This window comes from Chryseobacterium sp. 2TAF14 (assembly GCF_052115105.1).
Lineage (GTDB): Bacteria > Bacteroidota > Bacteroidia > Flavobacteriales > Weeksellaceae > Chryseobacterium.
Window position 1 is genome coordinate 1 of the sequence record NZ_JBFRGA010000254.1, and the last position, 3,035, is coordinate 3,035.

Here is a 3,035-nt window from a genome sequence, read left to right on the forward strand (position 1 = left end):
ACCCTCAGGTTTTCAGGCTTTTTACAGAAGAATCTTGGATTTTAAATGCTAAAAATTTCAACAAAAATATTGCTCTTTTATTTGCAGGAAAAAAGCAGGAAGTTTTTGTTGAAACCGGCGAAGAAACCATCACTTATTACATAGGTCTTGGAAAAGAAACTTTACAGAATTTTGAATTTCAGCAAGTCGGAATAAAATTTTCACAGACACAGAAAAAAAACATCCAGACTGTACCAACCTTATTTATTGCCGATTTTATTAATGAAAAACAGTTTGAAGAATTTATAAAAGGGCTTTTATTGGGAACTTACAACTATCCTTTTGATAAAACCCACGCTTTCTGGAATCAGTCTTTCGAGCTTCATTTTGGAAATTTAAGCCAGAAAAAATTGGATCATATTTCTTTAAGAACAGATGCCATTTGTGAAGGACAAACCGCTTGTCAGGACTGGCTCAATAAACCTGCTAATTTAAAAAAGCCGGAGATCTTCAACGCTTACCTGAAAAATTTAGCCAAAAAAAATCAGCTGAAATATACCGTTTTTAATAGAAAAAAATGCGAAGAGCTTGGTTTGGGAGCTTTCTTGTCTGTAAATCAGGGAAGTGCTTATGATGCGGCTTTTACCATTTTAGAATATAAAACGACCGAGAAAAATGCCAAAACATTCGGGCTTGTAGGAAAATGCGTTTTGTTTGATACCGGCGGAATTTCTTTGAAAAATTCAGACAATATGCATTACATGAAATCGGACATGGGAGGTGCAACTGCCGTTCTCGGAGCATTGATTTATGCATCACAAATGAAACTTCCCGTTAACATTACTGCGATTTTACCGATTACCGACAACGCAATTTCAGAAAAGGCCTATTTACCAAGTGATGTAATCACCGCTTACAACGGAAAAACAATTGAAGTTTTAAACACCGATGCGGAAGGAAGAATGACTCTTGCAGACGGCCTTTCTTATCTCTCAAAAAATTATAAAACCGATATTTTAATTGACATTGCAACACTTACGGGAAGTTCGGTAAGAATGTTCGGAGATACTTGTGGAGCCATGTTTTCAAATAATGAAGAACTTAAAAACCTCTTTATCAAAACCGGCGATCAAACCAACCAGAGATTATGGAATCTGCCTTTGTGGGATGTCTGGCTTGATGATTTTAAATCTGATGTTGCTGATTTTAAAAACATTTCAATGAAACCTCTCGGAGATTGCATCATTGCCGCAAAATTTCTGGAACAGTTTATCGGAAACCACCCAAACTGGGCACATCTCGACATTGCAGGAGTTGCTTTTGGCAATGTAGGATACGCAAAAGAAAAGGCCGCAACCGGCTTTGGAGTACAATTACTGGCCGATTTAATCGAAAATTATCATTAAAAATTAGTTTTTTTAAATTTTTCTTCTTATACTTGATTAGCAATTTTCAAAAGCACACTGATTGTAATTTTTTTATATTAAATAATCAATAATCATAAGCTTTTATTTTTTATAATTTAATAAAATTTAAAAATCGTTATATGAAGGAAAAAACCATCGTATGTATTTCGTGCTATTACAAAGGGTATGATTTTATGGACGAGATGAAGAAGCTCGGCAATAAAATCATTCTCGTAACATCAGAAAATTTAAAAGAAAAAAACTGGCCGTGGCACGCTATCGATGAGGTTTTTTATATGCCGGAGCTTAAACCTTCGGTATGGAATTTAGATCATCTCATTCAGGGATTTTCTCATCTGATGAAAACCCGGAAAGTAGATGCCGTAATCGCTTTAGATGATTATGATGTAGAAAAAGCAGCGCTGATTCGTGAGACATTCCGTATTCCTGGGATGGGACAAACGACGCACCGCTATTTCAGAGACAAACTGGCAATGCGTCAAAAGGCGAAAGATTCCGGCATCAATGTTCCTGAATTTACTGCTGTATTTAATAATCAGGAAGTAAAAGATTTCACAGAAAAAGTCTCTCCGCCGTGGGTTTTGAAGCCACGTTCAGAAGCTTCTGCTTCAGGAATCAAAAAACTGAAAACCCAGGAAGAACTTTGGGAAGCCCTTGAAAAACTGGGCGAAGAAAGACACTTGTTTCTTCTCGAAAGCTTTAAACCGGGCGATGTTTACCATGTAGACAGCTTGATGTTTAATAAAGAGGTTGTCTTCACATCTGCCTCGAAATATCTTGCACCACCAATGCAGGTATCACATGAAGGCGGAGTTTTCCGAACCCGTACTTTAGGGCGCTATTCTGACRAATTTAAAGCTTTGGAAGAAGCGAATGCTAAAGTTTTATTGAATTTCGGATTGATTTACGGTGCAACTCATACCGAATTTATTCGTGGGAAAGAAGACGGAAAATGGTATTTCCTCGAAACTTCCTCAAGAGTTGGAGGCGCCCATATTCCTGATTTGGTAGAAGCTTCAAGCAGTATTAATATCTGGTGTGAATGGGCAAAAATTGAAGATGCAATGCTAAAAGGAAAGCAATATCAAGTGTCGAAGCCTACAGGATATTATTCAGGATTGATTGTCGCATTGATCAAAGATTTAGCTCCGAATTATAAAGATTTTGAGTGTGAAGAAGTGGTGAAATTTCTCCCGATTGATTATCATGTAGGAATTGTTTACAAATCAAATGATTCTGCTGTTGTACAGGAAAAACTGGATTCTGCAGCGGAGAAAATTCATGCAGAAATGCTAAATGTAATTCCTCCGAAAGACAAGCCTTCAAGTTAAATGAATGATAAATGATAATCGGTAATTGATAAACTCATCACTAATTATCATTCATCAATTATCAACTATAAATCATAAATTATAATTATGCCTCATATAGAACACACAGATTATTACTCACATATTTTAGGAACAAGCCTTAAAGTGGAAATTACAGGACATTATGGTTACCCGATTATCATGTTTCCAACTTCGCAGGGATTATATACTCAAAATCATGATTTTCACCTGAACAGCAGCATCAATTATTTTGTTGAGCAGGGAAAAGTGAAATTATATAACGTTCAAACCATTGATG

The 3,035-nt window shown here is 36.1% G+C and carries 2 protein-coding genes and 1 pseudogene; all 3 read left to right on the forward strand.

Annotated elements, in window-relative coordinates:
* The coding region (locus tag AB4Y90_RS16985) for a M17 family metallopeptidase (protein ID WP_441558751.1) at positions 1-1,385 on the forward strand (1,385 nt) is incomplete at its 5' end.
* A gap of 140 nt (positions 1,386-1,525) precedes the next feature.
* Complete coding sequence (locus tag AB4Y90_RS16990; protein ID WP_441558752.1) at positions 1,526-2,737, forward strand: ATP-grasp domain-containing protein; 1,212 nt, start codon at positions 1,526-1,528, stop codon at positions 2,735-2,737.
* Positions 2,738-2,824: 87 nt separating this feature from the next.
* A pseudogene (locus AB4Y90_RS16995) lies at positions 2,825-3,035 on the forward strand (esterase); the annotation flags it as partial.